15 protein-coding genes, 1 tRNA gene and 1 pseudogene are annotated in these 20,734 nt (G+C 62.1%); 8 read left to right on the top strand and 9 right to left on the bottom strand.

The genetic code is table 11. The annotated features are described in order from the left end of the window. Positions 1-35 precede the first annotated feature (35 nt). A complete protein-coding gene (locus G9C82_RS10625; RefSeq protein WP_004959057.1) occupies positions 36-1,316 on the bottom strand; it encodes a TIGR00341 family protein in 1,281 nt (426 codons plus the stop codon). A 147-nt stretch (positions 1,317-1,463) separates the two neighbouring features. On the opposite strand from G9C82_RS10625, the gene engB reads away from it, so the two are divergent. The 4 genes from engB (at position 1,464) to G9C82_RS10605 (ending at position 6,973) form a co-directional block, all read left to right on the top strand. Then, positions 1,464-2,081 (top strand): GTP-binding protein EngB, encoded by a 618-nt coding sequence (engB, locus tag G9C82_RS10620; RefSeq protein ID WP_004959060.1) that lies wholly within the window; start codon positions 1,464-1,466, stop codon positions 2,079-2,081. Between the two features lie 249 nt (positions 2,082-2,330). Beyond that, positions 2,331-3,467 (top strand): hypothetical protein, encoded by a 1,137-nt coding sequence (locus G9C82_RS10615; protein ID WP_127014062.1) that lies wholly within the window; start codon positions 2,331-2,333, stop codon positions 3,465-3,467. Positions 3,468-3,800: 333 nt separating this feature from the next. Continuing rightward, a complete protein-coding gene (locus tag G9C82_RS10610; protein WP_127014061.1) occupies positions 3,801-5,648 on the top strand; it encodes a DNRLRE domain-containing protein in 1,848 nt (615 codons plus the stop codon). Then, the gene (locus G9C82_RS10605) at positions 5,645-6,973 is read left to right on the top strand and encodes a cohesin domain-containing protein (protein ID WP_127014060.1); all 1,329 of its coding nucleotides are present in this window, start codon (positions 5,645-5,647) and stop codon (positions 6,971-6,973) included. The genes G9C82_RS10610 and G9C82_RS10605 overlap by 4 nt, the downstream gene beginning before the upstream one ends. A 288-nt stretch (positions 6,974-7,261) precedes the next feature. On the opposite strand, the gene G9C82_RS10600 is transcribed toward G9C82_RS10605, so the two are convergent. The 7 genes from G9C82_RS10600 to G9C82_RS10570 all read right to left on the bottom strand — a co-directional run bounded on the left by G9C82_RS10600 (position 7,262) and on the right by G9C82_RS10570 (position 11,587). Then, positions 7,262-7,333: transfer RNA gene (locus tag G9C82_RS10600), tRNA-Ala, on the bottom strand. Between the two features lie 138 nt (positions 7,334-7,471). Beyond that, positions 7,472-7,783 carry a 30S ribosomal protein S10 gene (gene rpsJ, locus G9C82_RS10595; protein ID WP_004590697.1) on the bottom strand — a complete coding sequence of 104 codons (312 nt, stop codon included), beginning with the start codon at positions 7,781-7,783 and terminating at the stop codon, positions 7,472-7,474. Between the two features lie 3 nt (positions 7,784-7,786). Next, positions 7,787-9,052 carry a translation elongation factor EF-1 subunit alpha gene (tuf, locus tag G9C82_RS10590; RefSeq protein ID WP_007189404.1) on the bottom strand — a complete coding sequence of 422 codons (1,266 nt, stop codon included), beginning with the start codon at positions 9,050-9,052 and terminating at the stop codon, positions 7,787-7,789. Between the two features lie 256 nt (positions 9,053-9,308). After that, complete coding sequence (locus G9C82_RS10585) at positions 9,309-9,698, bottom strand: DUF4870 domain-containing protein (RefSeq protein WP_121302316.1); 390 nt, start codon at positions 9,696-9,698, stop codon at positions 9,309-9,311. Positions 9,699-9,811: 113 nt separating this feature from the next. Next, positions 9,812-10,756, bottom strand: coding sequence for a homoserine dehydrogenase (locus tag G9C82_RS10580; protein WP_011224214.1), 945 nt, complete (start codon positions 10,754-10,756; stop codon positions 9,812-9,814). Beyond that, positions 10,753-11,286 (bottom strand): amino acid-binding protein, encoded by a 534-nt coding sequence (locus G9C82_RS10575; protein WP_004959075.1) that lies wholly within the window; start codon positions 11,284-11,286, stop codon positions 10,753-10,755. The genes G9C82_RS10580 and G9C82_RS10575 overlap by 4 nt, the downstream gene beginning before the upstream one ends. Positions 11,287-11,365: 79 nt before the next feature. Next, on the bottom strand, positions 11,366-11,587 hold the full coding sequence (locus tag G9C82_RS10570; protein ID WP_049939005.1) for a hypothetical protein: 222 nt from the start codon (positions 11,585-11,587) through the stop codon (positions 11,366-11,368). A 151-nt stretch (positions 11,588-11,738) separates the two neighbouring features. On the opposite strand from G9C82_RS10570, the gene G9C82_RS10565 reads away from it, so the two are divergent. Further along, entirely contained in the window at positions 11,739-12,791 is a 1,053-nt protein-coding gene (locus G9C82_RS10565; RefSeq protein ID WP_127014433.1) for a peptidase, read from the top strand. Positions 12,792-12,987: 196 nt separating this feature from the next. Here G9C82_RS10565 and G9C82_RS10560 read toward each other — a convergent pair whose 3' ends face one another. Then, the gene (locus G9C82_RS10560) at positions 12,988-15,174 is read right to left on the bottom strand and encodes an elongation factor EF-2 (RefSeq protein WP_004959082.1); all 2,187 of its coding nucleotides are present in this window, start codon (positions 15,172-15,174) and stop codon (positions 12,988-12,990) included. A 203-nt stretch (positions 15,175-15,377) separates the two neighbouring features. Here G9C82_RS10560 and G9C82_RS10555 point away from each other — a divergent pair, with 203 nt between their 5' ends. The 3 genes and pseudogenes from G9C82_RS10555 to G9C82_RS21025 all read left to right on the top strand — a co-directional run bounded on the left by G9C82_RS10555 (position 15,378) and on the right by G9C82_RS21025 (position 20,734). Further along, positions 15,378-16,571: a PLP-dependent aspartate aminotransferase family protein gene (locus G9C82_RS10555; protein WP_127014059.1), complete on the top strand. Its 1,194-nt coding sequence runs from the start codon at positions 15,378-15,380 to the stop codon at positions 16,569-16,571. A gap of 66 nt (positions 16,572-16,637) precedes the next feature. Then, on the top strand, positions 16,638-17,432 hold the full coding sequence (locus tag G9C82_RS10550) for a DUF5781 family protein (protein ID WP_004959085.1): 795 nt from the start codon (positions 16,638-16,640) through the stop codon (positions 17,430-17,432). Positions 17,433-17,585: 153 nt separating this feature from the next. Beyond that, positions 17,586-20,734 (top strand): annotated as a pseudogene (locus G9C82_RS21025) (PAS domain S-box protein).

The raw sequence follows: 20,734 nt of genomic DNA, 5'->3' as shown, positions 1-20,734 counted from the left end.
TTATGCCGTCGAACGCTCAAACGCGGCTTTGAGCATCAGCCGTTCTGTTCAACAGTGACGTAGTGGACTTCCGTCGCAACGTTTCGGCCGGCCGCGTCGTCGGCCACGGTATCGATCTGGTCAGCAAGTAGTGGTTGCTCCGCATCCGGCGGCAATCCGACGGTGACAACGACGCGGCGCGGCCGCTGGAAAATCGCAGTATTCGTCGACTCGACTTCGACCGACAGGACACTCGCCGGCGGGTCGACGCTCTCCTCAATGCCCTCGCGGATGTCCGACTCCGTCGTCGCTCGCTGGTAGGAGTCCAGCGTCACGCCGCCCAGAAACGCCGACAGGACGAGTATCGAGACGGCGAGGACGCCGATGCGTTTGACAGTCGCCGACCGTGCGTTGCTCTCCTGAAACCAGTGTTCCGGGCGGTAGCCCTGGTACCAGAGCCCGACGAGCACTGCGAGGTTGATTGAGAGAACGTTCACCAGCAAAAGCACGGCGGACCCGAGACTGACGAGCGGCTGGCCCCAGGCGATGCCGATGCCGACCGTGGCCGCTGGCGGAATGAGCGCGACGGCGATCATGACGCCAACGAGTGCCGTCGAGACGCCGCTGGTGAGGCTGACAACGCCGGCCGCGCCAGCGCCAAGCGCAACGATCAGCGAGAGGAAGTCAGGGGCGACCCGCTCGCGTATCTGGCCAACCGCGGTCACGTCGGCGAGCGGCGGAATAACGTTAGCGTACCGGACGAGCAGGGCAAATGCAGTCGCACTTGCGACAGCAAGTCCGAGCCCGACAGCCTGAAGTTTGACGCCACGGGCGAACATCTCGTTGTCGTCAACGACGGTCCCGACGTTGGCGGTCATCGCCGGCCCGATAAGGGGCGCAATCACCATCGAACCGACGACGACGGCCGGGGAATCGAGCAGGAGCCCCGCGGTCGCGATAATCGCGCTGATGATGGTCATGAGCGCGTAGTTCGACAGCGAGGGGGCGAGGTCCTTTGCTTTCGATGTGAGTTCTTCGCGGGCGATGCGGTCCTCGTCTTCCTCCTCGGCGTACGTCTCCTCTAGCTCCTCGAACTGGCTAGAGATGACAGTGTTCGCGTCCACGACGACGGTATAGCCGTCATCGTTGATACCGACATCCCGCAACGCTTCGAGGACTGGTTCAAGCGCGTTAGTCGGGACAGGGAACGTGACGACAGCAGTGAACTCCCGACCGCTCGTCTCGTCGGTAAGCACGTAGTCGATGCCCTCCTCGGTCAACACGCCCAGAACGGCGTCTCGCTTCCCGGTCGGAATTAGTAGCTGTACCAGCCGCACGGCTCCGGGTGGGACCGCCGACAATAAAAAGGCGGCTAGTCGGTGGGTCGCGGGTGCAGAGCGAGCGGGAAACGCGACCGTGAATCGGGAAACTGTCGGTCCCTGCAAAACGGACGCGCTTTTCCCCGCCGGCGGAGTATACGGGGTATGTTCGAATCACGACCAGACCGGGACGCCGAGGTGGTGCTCATCGGTCGGTCAAACGTCGGGAAATCGACGTTGATGCGCGAGATAACGGGCCACACGTTCGACACAGGCCAGCGGCCCGGCGTCACGCGTTCGCCCAACCACTTCGACTGGGCCAGCGCCGACTTCGTTATCAGTGACCTCCCCGGCTTCGGGTTCATGAAGGGCGTCCCGGAAGACGTCCGCGAGGAAATCAAGACCGACGTGGTCCAGTACGTCGAGCGGAACGCCGAGCACATTCTTGTCGGCATTCTCGTCGTGGACGGTAAGTCGGTCATCGACATCATCGACCGTCACTCCGGTCCCGACGAGATTCCACACGACGTGGAGATGTTTCACTTCCTCCGGGAGGTCGGCGTCGAGCCGGTCGTCGCCGTCAACAAGATGGACAAGGTCGACGACAAGGATGCGCGGCTGAATGAACTCTGTGACCGCCTCGGACTGCACCCGCCGTGGCAGCAGTGGCAGGAAACTATCGCACCGATCAGCGCAAAGCGCGGCTCCACCGAGCCACTGAACGAAGCCGTCCGACACCACCTCCACGAGGTCCAGCGGGACGACCTGTTTCAGTTTTTTTAAGCGGCTAAATCGTTCATAACCCAGCCTTACCCGAAAACCCACCGTGGAACACCAGGATTCCGGCGTTTCGTATCACGCTTCGTCCCGAACCGTATGTGTGGCTGTCAAGCACTAATCAGTCGTTAGTAGTGAGCCGTGGCATATTGTCGCATATATAACAATATGCAGTATTCGCGTACAGATGAGCACGATGAGTCAGATGATTGTCTATCTCGGTCCGATACTGGGCCAGCATCTATCGAGGTGGCTATGAACCAACGCTCGTACGACTTCTTTGGCGACGTTGTCGTAACGGTTCTCGGGGCTGGTGGGCGGACGAGCCGGCAGTACCGGAAGATGTACGATCAGTTCGAGACTGACACGCCCGCGAACGACCCTGACATCGTCATCGAGGAAACGACGGACGAAGTCCACGCGGAGATCGTCCTCGGTGACCCCAGCGACCATTACGCATGGACTGGCGACGAGTTCGTCATCCGGAACGGGGCAGACTTTATCGCCGTCACGCCGGGCTGGCAACACTTCCGAGTGACACGCGGTTTTGAGCCGTTTTACTCCATCTATCCGGTCGAATTCCGCATCCGACAGCAGCGGGCTGCGCGACAGCAGGCACTGATACACGCCTCAGGCGTGCGACTCGACAGCCAGACGACGCTGTTCCCGGCCTGGCGCGGGGCCGGCAAGACCAACACCCTGCTGTCGCTGTTGCGCGAGGGCGCGGACTTTCTCTCCGACGACCGGCTCTGGGTCGGCGCGGACGGCACGGCTGTCGGCTACCCGCTCGGTGTGAACCTCCAGCCGTTCAATATCGAGTCGTTCCCCGAAATAAAACGACAGCACGACACAGAGCGGGACCGACTGTGCAGTGAACTCCACAGGGCTATCGACGAGCGAGTCGACAGAACCGGTTCGTTCCCGGAAACAGCGCTCAACTTCCTGAATGAGACGTTTCTCGGCGACGATAGCCGGGATTTCACGAATATCTCAGACCTGTATCCGCGCGCAGAATACGTCAAGCAATCGACAGTCGACAACGTCGTGTTCCTCCAGGCCGCGCCGAACGCCGACACAATCACTGTGGAAGGCATCTCGACCGACACCGCGATGTCGGCCACATCGTCGATCTGTAACTTCGAATGGGATGGACGGCTCAGGGAATACTTCCACGCCTACGATTCACTCGTCGACGACGGCTCGATGGTTGCCGCTCTTGATGCGGTCGTCGAACAGGAGCGAGCGACGTTCCGAGAACTGTTCGACGACGTTGCGACCTACCGCGCACACATCCCCCGGACACGGGACTGGGGCGACCACAACCTCGACACCGCCATCGTTGAGGCCGTCGAATCGCTTGACTCCCCGCGTGTGATACAGGCGATGGACTGAGCCGAGTATCGTATATGCGTCGTGAAAACGGAGTGAAACCGAGAGTGACGGTGAACCCCCTGGCTATGAGTCAGTGGATAGTTGTGACGAAGAGTCCCTGTAACGATAGCGCGGAAAAACAACGGCATACTCGCAGTAACCGAGCAATAACTAATCGCCGTCCGGCGGATGGGTCTGTGTTCGAGAGCCTAGCAATGTATCGATCGGATGCCGAAACTGCCGGCAGATGGCAGATGCGACGGTGCCATCGTGGCGGGCGAGACAACGGATGGACCACAGGGAAGTGGTCGGGTTGTGCCCTGACTGACCACAGGACCTGTCCCGGGTGTGCGTATGGACAGTAGCGACAGGTTCGAACGGTCGGCCACGACGACCAGACGACGGGTGCTCAAAGCCGCCGGTGCTGGCGTCGGCCTTACCGCGCTGGGAACCACCGCCAGTACCGGCCAGCAGCCGGACTACTGGACGGTCGTCGCACTGCCGGACACGCAGGTGTACGCCAAAGAGAGGACACCTTACGCCAAGGACCAGACGCAGTGGATCGCCGACAACGCGGCCGCAGAGAACATCGCGTTCGTCAGCCACGAAGGCGATGTGGTCGACCACGGCGACGACGACGCGGAGTGGCAATACATGGATGAGGCCATGTCCACGCTCGACGGGGTGGTCCCCTACGCCACCGTGACGGGCAATCACGACTACGCGACACTATGGGACCGGAATTCCTCTGTTGCCAAGTACCGGGAGTACTTCGGCCCGTCACGGTACGAGGGACGGGACTGGTTCGGCGGATCGGGCCCGAGCAACGGTGACGAAGGTCGGGATAACCTCAACACCTACCAGCTGTTTTCGGCCGGCGGCTACGACTTCCTGCATCTCGCTTTAGAGTGGGAGCCACCGGGAACCGTAGACGACCCATCGACTCCACTTGGATGGGGCCAGAGCGTCCTCGACCAGTATCCGGACCGGGCGGCGATACTCACAACGCACTCGTATCTCCGCGACGAACCACAGCGACGGACCCGGAAGTTGCAGGAAGCGAGCGAGATCGGTAATACGGGTCAGACCGTCTGGGAAGACCTCGTCTCCCCAAACGACCAGATATTCATGGTCCTCTGTGGCCACTGGCACGAGGGCACAGGCGAGAGTGGCGGAGAGGCCCATCAGGTGTCAACAAACGACGCCGGCGCATCAGTGTACGAGCTACTGGCGAACTACCAGTTCCGACCCAACGGCGGGAACGGCTTCATGCGCCGCATCAAGTTCCGTCCCGGAGATGGGGCAGACGCGCCAGACCGGATTCAGGTTCGGACGTACTCGCCGAGTACGGGAGCCGAAAAGACCGACAGCGACTCGCAGTTCGGGTTCGACCTCGACTTCGACGCCCGGTTTGGGTCGTCGTCCAAGACGCCGGAGCCGACGGAGACGCCGAAAACGCCAGACGGACCGACGGCCACGTTCCAGCAGGGGACGGACGGCTACAGCGGGACAACTGATACGATGATACGCGCCGCTGATCCGGAGACGAGCTACAGCACCGCTGAAACACTGTCTATCGACGGCAGCGACCCAGAGGGGTCGGGCAGTAGCGCGCAGGCACTCCTCCGGTTCGGTAGTATCACCGGGACAGAGAGCGGGCAGATACCGCCCGGGTCGGACGTGAAACAGGCCACTGTAACGCTTGAGACGTCGGACGCAGGGGATGGCGCAGCGGTCCACCGACTGCGAACGGACTGGAGCGCTGATTCGACATGGGCGTCGCTGGACGGCGGCGTCCAAGCGGATGGGTCCCAGGCCGTCGCCGATGCGGTCGCACGGACCGGCGCGGTAGAAACAGGTGAGATTTCGATTGATGTAACGGCGAGCGTAGACGCGTGGGTTAACGGCGCACAGAACGCCGGATGGGTGTTTCGCCCGCTCGGGAGCGACGGCTGGGATATCCAGAGCGCCGACAACGCCATACCACCGACACTGACTGTCAGCTACACCCCCGGAGAAACCGTGGCCGGCGACGCCGACGGCGACGGTGACGTCGACACTGACGACGTAGACCGGATCCAGCGGTCGGTTGCCGGCGAGGACAGTGATATTGACCGGGACGCGGCAGACATCGACGGCGACGGTGACGTCGACATCGGCGATGCTGTTTCCGCCCGGAATCTGGCGGGGGACGACCAGTGAGAACCAGCCGAACGCTTGTCGTCGCCGTTGCCCTCACGGTCGTGGTCGGAACGCTCCCGATAGCGGTCGCCGCACTGGCACCGGGGTCTGCAAGCGCGATTTCGCTCGATGACACAGTCCCGGGAGCATCCGGCGACGCGCTCTCCGTTGCTCCCGGTGAAACAGTCACCGTGCAGGTCTGGGCCAACGCAACAGCGGTGCGTGGCTACCAGACCAACGTTACATTCGACCCCACCATCGCGGAAATCGACAGCGTTGCCGGCAGCAACGACTTCGACAGCCCCGTCACGAACGTGAACAACGAGGCCGGATGGGTGGCGTTCAATCAGCTTCGGCCCAGAGAGACGAGCGACCCTGTTCTCGCCGAAATCACGCTCACAGTGCCAGCAGATGCGGCCGGGTCCACACAACTCGCCTTCATCGAAGCGGACACGAAACTGTCGAACAGCGACGGCGAGACTGTCGCACCTGCAGCCTTCAACAGTATTGAGCTACGCGTCGACAATGGTTCAGCGACCTCGACAGACACCGCGACACCGTCAGGAACAGACACGGCAACGGCTACCGAAACAGCGACCGACACTAATGGCGGCGGAGATGGAAACGATACCGACGGTTCTGACGGCAGCAACGACGGCGGTAGCAGTGACAATAGCGACAGCAACGATAGCAATAATGACGATGACAACAGCGGTGGGGGTGGGGGCGGAGGCGGTGCTATCTCCCCACCTGAACCATCGTTCTCGGTCATAAACACGTCGCTCAACAGAACATCGGTCGCGCCCAGACAGCCGGTCATGGTGTCTGGAACCATCGAGAATGCTGGTGACGGGGACGGGACGTTTGAGGCGCGTGTCTATAATAACGGAACAGTGACCGGGACGAACGCGAGCGTCGAAATCCCGAACGGAGAACAGCGTCAGGTGAACCTCACAGTCCGGTTCAACTCTTCCGGTGTCCACGCCGTGAAACTCAACACGACCAGTGTGGGTAACGTGACCGTTCGGGCGGCAAACAGTACGACGGATGGGACGACGAACGCAACCGGAAACAAGACGACGACTGGGACAGCAACCGTGACCGTACCATCCACGCCGGATTCGACGGCGTCGGCCACTGTAACCGACACCAAGACGGCCACCACATCACAGGCTGCTGGACAGACGACAGCTTCGGAGGCTGAGACCGGCACGACAACACCCAGCTCGGATACGCAGACGCCAACAACGGACGGCTCCGGCCCCGGCTTCAGTCTCGCCGCCGTTGTCGTCTCGCTGTCGCTGTTGCTTGGCTGGCTCGGCTATCGACGGGAAGGAGAGCAGTGAGTCGCGACCGTCGTCGCGGCTACAGATACTCCGTCGTTTCCACTTCATTCTGCCCAGCGGAAGCCTCCGCCCCGAACGCGGGTGTTACGATAGCCGGTTCTTGTGGCAAGCATTCCTACGGGAAAATACTAGACGGCCGTGCCGATAGGGCGAACAGACTCCCTACCCGCAACAGCAACGGTACGTAATCAGTGCAAAGTTTACAATACACCAAGGTAGCATCGGAATTGTCCTGCAAGCGTGACGCTGTCGCTCCTCCATCACATTCTACATGACGAAAATCTGGTATGGACTCGCCGGGATTTGAACCCGGGGCCTCTTCCTTGCGAAGGAAGCGATCTGCCACTGATCTACGAGCCCGCGTGGTCTGCCACTCGAACGCGGAGTTATAAAAACCCTGCGCGTGAGAGCGGCCTTCGATAGCGATTCACACTGTCCCGGCCAGCGGTTCGGACGGGTGGCACACCGACGCTGTCGCGAAGCGACAGCCCTCGGGGATCAGTCCTCGAGGACGATCTCGATGGAGACGTCGTTGGGAACCTGGATGCGCATCAGCTGGCGCAGTGCCCGTTCGTCGGCGTCGATATCGATGAGCCGCTTGTGGACGCGCATCTCCCAGTGTTCCCACGTCGCAGTCCCCTCACCGTCAGGGGACTTGCGGCTGGGAACCTCCAGCGTCTTGGTTGGGAGCGGAACCGGACCGGAGAGTTCGACGCCGGTCTTGTTCGCGATCTCCCGCACGTCCGCGCAGATGTCGTCGAGGTCCTCGGGGCTTGTGCCCGCGAGCCGAACGCGTGCCTGCTGGGACATACGTTATCGCTCGTTGACGCCGAGGACTTTGCCGGCGGCGATGGTCTGACCCATGTCGCGGATAGCAAACGAGCCGAGCTCCGGAATCTCGGAGGACGGCTCGATGCTGAGTGGCTTCTGTGGGCGGACCGTCACGACGGCAGCGTCCCCGTTCTGGATGAAGTCAGGGTTCTCCTCGGCGACCTCGCCGGAGGACGGGTCGATCTTCTTGTCGATGGACTCGACGGTACAGGCGACCTGTGCCGTGTGAGCGTGGAAGACCGGCGTGTAACCCTCGGTGATGACGGACGGGTGCTGCATCACGACAATCTGTGCCTGGAAGGTCTCGGCGACCGATGGCGGGTCGTCGGCCGGACCACAGACGTCACCGCGTCGGATGTCGTCCTTGCCGACGCCGCGGACGTTGAACCCGACGTTGTCACCGGGCTCGGCCTTCGGGACTTCCTCGTGGTGCATCTCGACAGTCTTCACTTCACCGGAGACGTCAGACGGCTGGAAGCTGACGTTGTCGCCCGTGTTCAGGATACCCGTCTCGACACGGCCAACCGGGACCGTACCGATACCGGAGATGGTGTAGACGTCCTGAATCGGCAGTCGGAGCGGCGCGTCCGTCGGCGGCTCCGGTGCCGGCAGCTCGTTGAGCGCTTCCAGCAGGATTTCGCCGTCGTACCAGCCCGTGTGCTCGGACTCCTCGGCGATGTTGTCGCCTTCGAATGCGGAGACCGGGATGAACTTGGCGTTCTCGGAGTCGAAGCGGACCTGAGTGAGGAGGTCCTTGACCTCTTCGACAACCTGCTTGTACTCGGACTCGCCGTAGTCGACGAGGTCCATCTTGTTGACGGCAACGATGAGTTCACCGATGCCCAGAGTGCGGGCCAGGAACACGTGCTCCTGGGTCTGCGGCTGGACACCGTCGTCGGCGGCGACGACCAGGACGGCGTTGTCGGCCTGGGACGCGCCGGTAATCATGTTCTTCACGAAGTCGCGGTGACCAGGACAGTCCACGATGGTGAAATCGTAGGTGTCGGTGCTGAACTCCTGGTGGGCGATGTCGATGGTGACACCACGCTCACGCTCTTCGGCGAGGTTGTCCATGACGTAGGCGAACTCGAAGCCGCCCTTGCCCTTCTCCTCGGCTTCTTCCTTGTGCTGTTCGATGACGTGCTCCGGTACCGATCCTGTCTCGTACAGGAGTCGGCCGACGAGCGTGCTCTTCCCGTGGTCGACGTGGCCGATAATGGCCAGGTTCTGGTGTTGTTCGTCGCTCATTGTTATCTCTCACGCGCAGAGGCGCTGTATCGGGTTTATTAGCTGGTGGTTCATAAAACGATTTCGAAAGCGTGTAAGCGTCAGGCCGTCGCTTTCTTGCGATTCGGCACGCCATGGCATGGTAGTGTGGCACCCGGAGCGTGTGTTTCGACAACTGACCGGTAGCGCCAGTGTCAGCCGTTTCCAGGGACTCTCAGGTACAGACATCGGACTGGTGAGCCAGTCGTTCGACGGTAGCAAAAGAGACGGCGGCCGCTTAAATCGATTCTTCGAGCGAGTGCGCCATGTCGGCGAAGACCGGAGCCTCGAACAGGTCACCGGAGAAGGCTTTGTACGCCATGAACACGAGGCCGGCGAAGATGGCGAGGTTAAATACCATCATGAACGGCGCGACCAGCAGAGACACGAACCCTGGCATCATGCCGAAGACGAAGTTGAGGGCAAAACGGAACAGGTACAGTCCGAGGGTGTAGGCAACACTCTGTGCTGCGTTGTACCTGACGAACTCGTTGTCGTCCTCGGTGAGGAGAAAGATGATACCGAACGGCAGGAGGTAGGCGACTGCCGCAGCGATGTTTGCCGAGAGACCGAACACGACATCGTCGGCCTCCGCACCCACATTCGTTACCGTCGCTTGACTTGTCATATATTTTAATATAATAGAGCGTATAATAATACCGTCTATCCCCGTAAATAAGGCTGACTCAAAGGCGTTTCTGGTAGATAACGCCGCTAAAAACGGAACTGTTCGGCTCGGCGCTACAGTCGGCCGATATCGGCGAGCACCGCGCTCGCCGTCTCCGGGCCGCCGGCACCACGACCGGAGATGTTGAGCTGGCCGGCGTGTTCGGTCTCTAGCTGCGCAATGTTCCGGGTGCCGGAGACAGCGAGCGGCGCGTTGTCCGGCACGAGTCGCGGGCCGACGCGGACGGAGCCTTCAACGACCTCGGCGATGAGCCGGACAGTCCGACCGTCCGCCCGCGCGAGTTCGAGCGCGCTACCGGATATCTCCTGAATCCCTGTCACTTCAGCGTCATCGAGCGTGTACTCCGTCTCGTCATCGGACAGGACGTTCGCGATGATGACGCCTTTCAGCGCCGCGTCGGTGCCGTCCACGTCGAAGGTCGGGTCGGCCTCGGCGACGCCCAAGTCCTGCGCTTCCGCGAGGACATGCTCGTAATCGAGGCCCTCAGTCGCCATCCGTGAGAGGATAAAGTTCGCCGTGCCGTTGAGTACCCCACGGACGGCCGTGATATGGCTCGGGTCGAAGTCGTCGATGGTCGAGAGAATCGGCATCGCACCGCCGACAGTCGCCTCGAACAGCACATTCCCCTCGCTTTCGCGCTCCAGCGCGCGAACGTCTGCGTACCGCTCGGCGACCGGGCCTTTGTTCGCCAGCACGGCGTGTCGGTCCCGTTCGAGCGCGGCCTGGATATGTCCGAAGCCGGGTTCGGCGTCGCCGAGCGTCGTCGGCGTTGCCTCGACAAGCACGTCGTACTCAGCCGAAAGCGCGTCTTCGGGTGCACCGCTCCCGACGACGCCGTCGGTTCGTTTCCGGTCGAGAACCGCAGCGGTGTCGATACCGGCGCTGTCGATGACGGCGCTACTGGAGTCAGCAAATGCAGTAACTGAATGGCCGTGGTCGCTCGCCAGTTCGACGACGGAGGAGCCGACGGCGCCGGCTCCGATGACGGCGAGTTTCATGCTTCACCTCCCGCCGCAAGCGGTTCGATGACGTGGAGTCCCTTCTCGTCAGCAACGGTACGAATGGCGGACATCGTCTCGTCGACTGCCCCTTCCTCTGTCGCCAGGCGAATGCGCGCGCTGGAGGCATCGTCCGTGCCCTCCGGGGCCGACAGCGAGAGGTCGGTCACGGTCGCGTCCGTCGATTCGTGAATTCGCGAGAGTGTATCGGAGAGGTCAGTGTTGACGAGGTGGCCGGTGAGGATGATCGTCAGCGCCTCGCTGTACTGCTCGGCTCCGGCCTGAATGACGTTGATACCTGCGTCCCGGAGTGCGTCGACGATCCCGTCGAACCGCTCGGGGGTCGCCTCCAAGTCGACCTCCACGGGGATGTGCCCCCGCGGGGTCACGTTCCCCCGCTCGTGGAAGATAGAGAGGAGGTTCCCGCCGTTCGTGGCGATGGGCTCGAGCGCCCGCAGCAGTTCGCCCGGTTCGTCGACCAGTTCCAGCCGAACTGTGTAGGACCGTACCTCGTCGGTCGAGTCGCTCATCGCCCGCTCACCTCCTGAGTATCTCGGCTCATTGTGGATGACTCAGCAGGGGCACGTATAAGAAACCGTTCGTTTGGTCTCAGGGCAGAAACCGGTCATACAGGTCATCGATCCACTCGTTGTACGCCTCGCCGCGAGGCGACCCCCAGGGGTTACGTGAGAAGTAGTACATCGCCGCGAACATCCCCGCAAGCGTCAGCGCCAGCCCCGTCGGCAGAACGAAACTCCAGATGAACGTCGACGTGCCGGCGATGATAGCAGCCACGAGAAGGTCCACAATCTGATGCAGGCGGTCGCTCATACCGCTCTGTTCAACGCCGGTGGACCTAAACGTGGGGCAAACCATGCTCGTGCCGGATGCAGGCAGGTGAACGCTACGTTTTTTTGACTCAGGGCAGAGGGAGTTGTATGTGTACGCCCTCCAAGCTACATCAGTGTCGACAGGCGCAGCGTTGCTCGTCTTCGGACTGTTCGCTGTCGTCGGAGCAGGCATCGGCGGGATCGGAAGCACGGTCGTACAGCGCCTCTCGAACCCCGTCGTCAGATACCGGCAGTTGTTGCTCGGTATCGTTCTCCCGTTCACGCTGCTGTCGTACGTCGTCTTTCTGTTACTTGGACTCGGCCACTTAATTGCCGGCGGACAGACCGGAGTCGTCGGAGCGGTGCTAGCGACGTTCGCCGAACTGCTCGCAGCTGGTCTCGTCGGGCTGGCCGCCTACGCGCCAGCTGTCCCGGGCATCCGCAGCGTTCGGGACATCAAACTATCGACCAGTCAGGCGGTCATCCGGATGGGTCGGTACATCCTCGGAATCACCGTGCTGGTGACTGTCGTCGTCGCACCGCTTGAGGCCGGACTGTCGTCAGTCGCGCTGTTGGCACTTCTTGCCGCTTTCGGCATCGGCGTACAGGTCATTGCCCCGTGGTTTATCCCACTAGTGCGGTCGGTAGATACGCCGGACGACCAGACGACGGAAACACTGAACCGACTCCGGGAGCGCGCAGGACTGACCGTCCGCGACGTTCGGGTGCTTGACACCGAACAGGAAGGAACCGCGAACGTGATTGTCCGCGGAGCCCCGGGCTACCGTCGCCTGTTCGTGACGAACACGTTCCTCGACGTGTTTGACGACGAGATGGCAACGGCCCTGCTCGCAGTTCAGGCTGGCCGTCAGGAGGCCCGCGTGCGTGCTCGACTTATCGGTGGCCTGCTCATCGCGCTGGTCCCGGTGTTCGCGGCACTGGCTGACATCGGCCCGCTGTGGCCCCTTGTCGGCGCGAGTCTCGGACTGCTCGTCGTCACCCTGTGGGTCACTCGCCGCGGCGTCCGGGCAGCCGACGACTACGCGGCCGAGGGCGTTGGCCCGGATACCGTCGCGGACGCCCTCGAACGGTACGCCGACGTCCACGACATGGAGCCGCCCCGACGACGACTCGCGAACCCGTTCTCGAAATCGCCACCGCTGGGGAACCGAATCGACCGGTTACGGGAACAAGCGGGAGAATGAGAGCAGTCCTGTAGCGGGGGAGAGACAAGAGAAAGCGGGCAGACAGCATACCGCGCGCCGGCGGCGCGCGGTTTCACTCCGAGCGCGCTCGCAGAGCGCGACTCGGAGGTCGTTTTTAGCGTAGATTTTTACGAGGAGTGGTTCCCGCAGCGCCGCCGTCGGCGGCGCGAGGAAACCCGATGAAGTAAAAAGGTACTTAGAAGTAGTCGATGGCCGGGTTCAGTTCCTGCTTCATCCCCTTGCGCTCGCGGATCTCGCTGATCTTGTCGGGCTGGAGATTGTCGGCAAGGACCTGGAAGCCGGCGTTCTCGGTGTTCCAGGAGGCACGGCCCTCGGTCGCGGAGCGGATGTCGGAGGAGAAGCCGATCATCTCGTCAACCGGGGCGACGCCTTCGACGACCATCAGGTCGCCTTCCTGGTACATGTCGTCGACGCGGCCACGGCGACCCTGAATCTCGCCGCTCGCAGCGCCCATGTGGTCGTTGGGCACGTCGATGCGGACCTGCTGAATCGGCTCCAGCAGCTTGATGCTGGCGTCAATGAGGGAGTTGTGCACAGCCTCGCGGACGGCCGGGATAACCTGGGCCGGACCGCGGTGGATGGCGTCCTCGTGGAGGCGGGCGTCGTGGAGACGGATGAGCGACCCCTGGACCGGCTCGGACGCGAGCGGACCGTCGTCAAGGGCCTCTTCGAGACCTTCGATGACAAGCTCCATCGTCTCGTTGAGGTGCTGGATACCCTTCGTCTCATCAAGCAGGATGTTGGTCCCGTGGATGTGCTCGATGTTCTGGGAGTCGTCCTTGTCCATACCGGCCTCCTGCAGCGCTTCACGGCGCTCCAGTTCCGGCATGTCCATCGACGCCTCGCCCATCTTGATCGTCTCGACGATGTCCTCGCCGAGCGGCTCGATGCTGATGTAGAAGCGGTTGTGGTTGTTTGGCGACCGACCTTCGACTTCGCGGCTGTCTTCCTGCGGGGCCTCGCGGTAGACAACAATCGGCTCACCGGTGTTGATCGGGATGCCCTGATTGCGCTCGATACGCTGACCGATGACTTCCAGGTGGAGTTCACCCTGCCCGGAGATGAGGTGCTCGCCGGTGTCCTCGTTAATTTCGACCTGAATAGTCGGGTCTTCCTTGGCGACCTGCTGGAGCGTCTCGATGAGCTTCGGCAGGTCGTCCATGTTCTGTGCCTCGACGGACTTCGTGATGACCGGCTCCGAGATGTGCTCGATGGACTCGAACGGCGTCATCTCTTCGCTTGAGACGGTGGAGCCAGCGATGGCGTCCTTGAGGCCCGTGACGGCGGCGATATTTCCGGCGGGGACGCGGTCGACTTCCTCGCGCTCGCCACCCATGTAGATGCCGACGCTCTGGATGCGGTTCTTGCCCGCAGTCCCGGAGACGTACAGCTCTTGCCCCTTCTCCAGCGTGCCGGAGAAGACACGCCCGGCGGCGATTTCGCCGGCGTGAGGGTCGACACCGATGTCAGTAACCATCAGGACGACTTCGCCGTCCTCGTTGACCAGCCGCATGTCGTCGGCGAGCTGGGATTCGGCGTCACCACGCCAGATACGCGGAACGCGCATCGGCTGGGCGTCGACAGGATTGGGGAAGTGCTCACACACCATGTCGAGCACCACGTCGGACAGCGGCGTGCGCTCGTGGAGTTCCTGGCGGTTGTCCGCACGTTCGAGCTCCATGATTTCGCCGAAGTCCATGCCGGTCCGCTGCATCGACGGCATCGAGACACCCCACTTGTACAGCGCGGAGCCGAAGCCGACGGTCCCTTCCTCGACGGAGACCGTCCAGTCTTCGATATCGTCCATCTCCTCGGTCATGCCGCGGATGAGGTCGTTGACGTCCTGGATGACCGCGAGCAGGCGTTTCTGCATCTCTTCAGGGCCTTCCTGAAGTTCGGAGATGAGGCGGTCGACCTTGTTGATGAACAGCGTCGGCTTGACGCCCTCGCGGAGCGCCTGCCGGAGCACCGTCTCGGTCTGGGGCATCGCGCCCTCGACGGCGTCGACGACCACCAGCGCGCCGTCGACGGCACGCATCGCGCGGGTCACGTCGCCACCGAAGTCGACGTGGCCAGGGGTGTCGATAAGGTTGATGAGGTGGTTCTGGTCCTCGTACTCGTGGGTCATCGAAACGTTAGCCGCGTCGATGGTGATCCCACGTTCCTGTTCGTCTTCCTCGGTGTCCATCGCCAGCTGTTCGCCGGCAGTGTCGTCGGAAATCATGCCGGCACCGGCCAGCAGATTGTCTGTCAGTGTCGTCTTTCCGTGATCGACGTGAGCAGCGATGGCGATGTTCCGGATGTGCTCCGGATCGTCCATCAGTGTCTCACATTCTTGGACGATTTTCTTACGTCGGCCCATTATACAGCTTTCTATCAACAGCAGGGTCAAAAGGATAGTGTTTCACTACGGCCGTGACCGCTCGAAATTCGGCCGTTCGCGTGGCATGGTCTGGCATTCCGGCCCGTCGGTAGCCAGAGAGGTATGCGCAGCGGTTATAATTATTTGCAGGCAGATGAGTAATGATTGCAAAGGTATTAGCGCCAGCCAGCAGACGGGAGCGTATGACTCGACGTCCACACCTCGACACAATCGCAGTCGATACTGAGACGACGTCAGCAGCAGGGGATGTCACGCTCCCGATACACCTCTCCTCGACCTACGAACTGGCCGGGCTCGACACGGACCTGTCTCTAGAAGACATCAACCCCGGGGACGGGGAGTTTCTCTACTCGCGGCTGTCGAACCCGACACGACACGGCCTCGAACAGGAGTTAGCCGCGCTCGAAGGCGGCGAGCGGGCCTATGCGTTCAGTTCGGGGACGGCAGCCGTTGCAACAGCGGTGCTCTCACTGGTCGAGCCGGGCGACCATGTCGTTGCGTTTGATGACCTGTACGCGGGCACGCGCCGGATGTTCGAAACGCTGTTCCGGGACCAGCTTGGTGTCGACGTGGAGTTCGTCGATGCGACTGATGCCGACGCTGTAGCGGCCGCGATGACGCCGGCAACAGAGCTAGTCTGGGTCGAGACACCAACGAACCCACGCATCAAACTGTGTGATATCGATGCGATTGCGGCCGTCGCCGCCGACTACGACGCGACGGTCGGGGTCGACAACACCTTCGCGAGTCCGTACTTCCAACAGCCGCTGTCGCTCGGTGCGGACCTGGTGGTCCACAGCACAACGAAGTACCTCAACGGCCACAGCGATGCTGTTGGCGGCGCATTGATTACCGACGACCCCGAGGTCGCCGAGCGGGTAGAGTTCCGCCAGCAAATCGCCCTCGGGAATATGCTCGCCCCGTTCGACAGCTATTTCATCTCGCGGGGCATCAAAACGCTGGGCGTTCGGATGACTCGCCACGAGAACAACGCCATGGCCCTTGCGCAGTACCTCGACGACCACGAGCACGTCGAAACGGTCCACTACCCAGGGTTAGAGAGCCACCCGCAGCACGACCTCGCTCGCGAGCAGATGCAGGGCTTTGGCGGCGTGCTCTCGTTCGAACTGGCCGGAGACTTGGCCGACGCAAAACAATTTCTCGAAGCTCTAGAGACGGTGACGCTGGCAGTCAGCCTTGGCGGCGTCGAAAGTCTGGCGGAGCTTCCGGCGGCGATGACGCACGAACCGCTCTCACCGGCGGCGCGGGACGAACTCGGCATCTCTGATACGCTCATCCGCCTTTCAGTCGGTATCGAGGATGTCGAGGACCTCCGGGCGGATCTGGAGCGCGGTTTCGCGGCGCTTGAGTCCTGAGCGCTGCGTGCGAACGCTGCCCCCACCCGTGGATTAATAGCTCTGTGGCCCATGAGAAAGTGACACATGGACGTGCACGTGCAGGGTGGGCCGGCCGAACCGTTTCTCGGAGCGAGGGACCTCTTCTCGACGGAACACGACCTGAAACGACCAGTGACAGTCCGGGTCCGGGAGGACCCTGATGAACGTACCCGCGTCAGCCACAGCGACGACGCCCACCGGCTGACAATCTCCCGTCAGGCCGCGACGAGCGCGATGGCCCGCGAGCTGGCGTTACACGAGTACGCACACATGCACCACCACGAATGCGGGCATCCATCGCACACACAATCGACGCGAGAAGCCATCTACCTCGCGCTGGCAGGGCGTTCGGTCGAACAGCGAAAGCTCACGCACTGTTACCAGATCGCCAACCACATGAAAGACGTCTACGCCGACGATATCTGGATGCCAGTGGTGCCCGGCGACAAACTGGTGCCGTTTCTGGAAGCCAGCCTCGCGGCTGCCGTCGCGGACCGGCCCGGCGACCCACCGACGTGGGACCGCTCGACATCGTCAACCCGGGTGCGACAGCCAAGCGAACCGGCCGCGCGGCTGACGCCCGCTGCAGACCCGGATATCACGGCCGTCAACGCAGCGTTCGCCCTTGCGCTGTGTGAACGCCACGACCTGGTCGAGACAGACCACCGGCTGTACGACCTCGCCCATGCCGCGGCCCAGGACGCCGAATCAGTCGATCTGACGGAGTTCAAGCGCCACTTCGCAGCACTCTCGCCCGAGCCAGATGAGTCCGAGTTCCGGAAGGCGCTCGTCGACGTGACTCGCGCATACGCTGGCGGCGGCAGCCGCGCAGCAGACTGAAGCCGAATATCCCTGTCCTATCGGGTCGCTGACGGTCCGTTGTTGTCACACACAGGTGACGCTCTCGTCATCATTGACTGCAGGCTTCGCTCACGCGCAAACGTAGAGTAGCGGGCAGAACTGTTTTTGCGTGGACTTGTGAACTAGTTGACTATGACCGAGGCGCTTCGTGGTCGGCATCTCGGCGGGGGTACCGATGTTGTCGGCGACCGAATTCGGGTACTACACATCGATGACGACCCCGACTTCGTGGCTGTCGCAGCGGATTCTCTAGAGGCCGCGGACGACCGAATCTCCGTTGAAACCGCGACTAGCGCACGAGACGGGCTCGACCGGCTCGCCCAGAACGGGTTCGATGCTGTCGTCTCCGACTACGATATGCCCAAGATGAACGGCGTCGAACTGCTCGATGCGATTCGGGAGACAAACCCGGATCTACCGTTCATTCTGTTCACCGGCAAAGGGAGCGAAGAGGTAGCCAGCGAAGCCATCTCGGTGGGCGTAACCGACTATTTGCAGAAGTCGTTCGGTGTCGAGGTGTACGAACTGCTGGCGAACCGCATCGAAAACGCGGTCTCCGAGTATCGCGCGAAGCAACAGGCCGCCAAGTCAGAGCGCCGCGTCCGTGAACTCACGGAAGCGACCAACGATATCCTCTGGGAGTTCACAGCCGACCTGAGCGAGGTTCTTGTCATCAACTCCGCCTACGAGGACATCTGGGGACGGTCAGTCGCCAAGCTCCGGGAGAACCCCCACGACTTCCTGAACGGTATCCATCCCGAGGACCGCGAACTGATGAAAGACACGATGCAGAGCCTCATGGACGGCGAGTCGGCTGACGTCGAGTGCCGTGTCAACGCAACAGAGGAGTATCAACGGTGGGTCTGGATACAGGGCGAGCCGATCACGAACGATGCCGGCGAGACAGTTCGCGTGGCCGGATTCGCTCGTGACATCACCGAGCGTCGGAACCACGAGCGCGAACTCGAAGCCACGAAGAACCAGCTCGCGGAGCACAACCAAACGCTCCGGAGACTCTACGAGATCAGCGCCGACCCCGACGCCTCGTTCGATGAAAAGATCCGGGCGGTTCTGGACCTCGGCCGGGAGCGTCTTGGAACCGCTAACGCGTTCCTGTCTTCGAACGATACTGACCGCGACGAGTTCACCATCCGCTATGCGAGGGGGAGCGACGACCGGCTCATGCCGGGAACGGTCACGCCGTTGTCGGAGTCGTACTGCCGGAAAATGATCGATACAGGGAGTGTCATGGCAACTTCGGAAGCATCCGAAGAGGGGTGGGCCTCGGACCCGGCATACGACCGCTGGGAATACGAGACGTACATCAGCAGCGAGGTCCGTGTCTGTAACGCGCATTCAGGGACGCTCTGTTTCGTCGACCGCTCACCCCGAAAGAGCCCATTCACAGAGGAGGAGAAGACGTTCGTCCATCTCGCAACGCAGTGGGTGAGCTACGAACTCGAACGCCAGCAGCGCGAGCAGCGCCTCGAACGATACAAGGAGTACACCGACGAGATGCTGGATGCCATCGACGACGTGTTCTACGTCCTCGACAGCGACGGCTGCTTCCGGCGCTGGAACGAGAGTCTGCTAAACGTGACCGGTTACTCAGCCGCGGAAGTAGCCGGGACTCACGGTGCCGAGTTCTTCCCAGAGGAGTATCGAGACCTCGTTTCGGCCGCTATCGAATCGGTGTTTGAGGGTGGGACCACCCGCGTGGAAGTGCCGTTTATAACGAAATCGGGAGACCAGATCCCGCACGAGTTCACGGCGACCCGTGTCGAGGACCCCGACGGGAATCCGATGCTCGCCGGCATCGGCCGAGACATCACTGAACGGCAGGCACGCGAACAGGAACTTACGCGGACGAAGGAACTTCTCGGCCAGGCTCAGCGAATCGCAAGCGTCGGCGGTTGGGAGGTAGACGTGACGAGCGACCCCCCCCCCCCGAAATGACGGTAACAAGCGAGTTTTACCGGATACACGGGCTGACGCCGGACGACGAACTGAGCATCGACTCTATCATCGATCTGTACCACCCCAACGACAGGGAAACTGTCAGGACTGAGTTCCATCGGGCGATAGAAACGGCCGAGGGGTACGACATGGAGGTGCGTATCGGCGACGGCGACCACTGCCGATGGGTTCGCGCGCTGTGTAAACCGGTCACCGAGAACGGCGACGTTGTCAAACTCCGGGGCTCTATCCAGGACATCACCGACCGAAAGCTCCGGGAGCGCGAACTTGAGGGCGCGCGCGAACGAATGGAGATCGCGCTAGAGACGACCAAGACGGTCGTCTGGGACCGAGAGTTCGAGTCCGGCGACCTGGCGTACTACCCCGGGTCCGAGACGCTGTATGGCACTGACATCGAGTCGCTGGACGAGTTTTTACCGCTGGTCCATCCCGAGGATCAGGCGGAGGTGGCGACCCGCATCGAATCGGCGGCCGAGACCGGAATGTACGAAGCCGAGTTCCGGATCATCCGTGACGGCGAGGTTCGCTGGATGGAGGCGAAAGGGCGCGTCGAATCCGATAGCGACGGGACACCGGTTCGGGCACTCGGTATCGACCGTGACATCACCGAGCGCAAGCGCCGCGAACAGGAACTGGAGGAGACCAACGAGCGCCTCGAAGAGTTCACCAGCATCGTCAGCCACGACCTCAGGAACCCGCTATCTGTCGCCGAGGGACGCATCGAACTGGCCCAGCAGGAATACGACAGTGAGCACCTCGACAGCGCCAGCGACGCACTCGCGCGGATGCGGACGCTCATCGACGACCTGCTCGCGGCTGCACGCGACGAGCAGTCGGCGGTTGACACCGGCGTGGTGGCGCTCTCGGATGCGGCCGAGCAGTGCTGGCACAACGTCGAAACCAACGACGCCGAACTCACTGTCGAGACGGACGCCATCGTTCGTGCCGACAGGAGCCGATTAGAACAACTGCTCGAGAACCTGTTCAGCAACAGTGTGGAGCATGGCTCCACAAGCAGTCGGCCTGGGGCCGACGACAGCGTGGAACACGGCGGCAACGACGTGACCGTCACGCTCGGCGATCTTGACGACGGCTTCTACGTCGAGGACAACGGCGAGGGTATCGACGAGGAAGACCGGTCGCGCGCGTTCGAGACCGGATACTCGACGTCGGACGCCGGAACTGGATTCGGGCTCTGGATCGTCGCGGAGATCGCCGACGCCCACGACTGGACGGTGACCATCGACGAGAGTAGCGAGGGCGGCGCACGGTTCGAAATTACCGGTGTCGATATCGTCGAGTGA

This window comes from Haloarcula sp. R1-2 (genome assembly GCF_011627385.1).
Taxonomy (GTDB): domain Archaea; phylum Halobacteriota; class Halobacteria; order Halobacteriales; family Haloarculaceae; genus Haloarcula; species Haloarcula marismortui.
The sequence above is the reverse complement of the archived record's forward strand: the minus strand, read 5'-3'. Positions and strand labels throughout refer to the sequence as shown.